At 52.7% G+C, this 768-nt stretch carries 2 pseudogenes; one reads left to right on the plus strand and one right to left on the minus strand.

Features of this window, described 5'->3' with window-relative positions:
• Positions 1–405 (minus strand): annotated as a pseudogene (locus tag BHE85_RS17335) (prophage tail fiber N-terminal domain-containing protein); the annotation flags it as partial.
• 63 nt (positions 406–468) lie between these two features.
• Between BHE85_RS17335 and BHE85_RS17340 the strand changes: the two are divergent.
• Positions 469–768: pseudogene (locus BHE85_RS17340) on the plus strand (transposase); the annotation flags it as partial.

Consider the following 768-nt stretch of genomic DNA (forward strand, 5'->3'; position numbering starts at 1 on the left):
TGCGATTTCTGACAGATGGTTAGCCATTTTCAGAGTGCCGGTCAGCGCAGCATCAATGTCATTTTTGGCCTGTTCTGCTGCGCGGGCATAACCTGCGGCATCCTGTGCGCTCTGTCCGGCTGCGGCTGCATTTGCTCCTGTGCTTGTCACATCTTCCGCAGTGGCCTTTCTGTCCTCAGCTGTGACGGTTGCATCCTGTCTGGCATTCTCCGCAAAACGTTGTGCATCATCACGGGCCGTTGCGGCTGCCGCCACATCCTGCGCCGTCTGCTGTGCGTTTCCGGCTGCGGCCCCGGCGCTCTGCTGCGCCTGCACCACCATTTCCTCAAAGCGTTTGACGACATCCGGTTTCAGGTCGCCCTCATCAGGAGCAATCAGAAAGTCATTCAGCGTGCCGGGCTTTGTGAGGTAGCCTGAGTTTAACGGACACTCCTTCCTGAAATAGAATGGCATCAGAAGGAGCTAATAATGAGCAGAAAAAACCAACGTTACTCTAAAGAGTTCAAAGCCGAAGCTGTCAGAACGGTTCTTGAAAATCAACTTTCGATCAGTGAAGGCGCTTCCCGATTATCCCTTCCTGAAGGCACTTTAGGACAATGGGTTACCGCCGCCAGAAAAGGGCTCGGTACTCCTGGTTCCCGCACGGTGGCTGAACTGGAATCTGAAATTCTGCAACTGCGTAAGGCGTTAAATGAAGCTCGCCTTGAGCGAGATATATTAAAAAAGCAACAGCGTATTTTGCACAGGAGTCGCTGAAAAATACGCGTT

This window comes from Shigella sp. FC1567 (assembly GCF_001743015.1).
GTDB classification, from domain to species: Bacteria; Pseudomonadota; Gammaproteobacteria; order Enterobacterales; family Enterobacteriaceae; genus Escherichia; species Escherichia coli.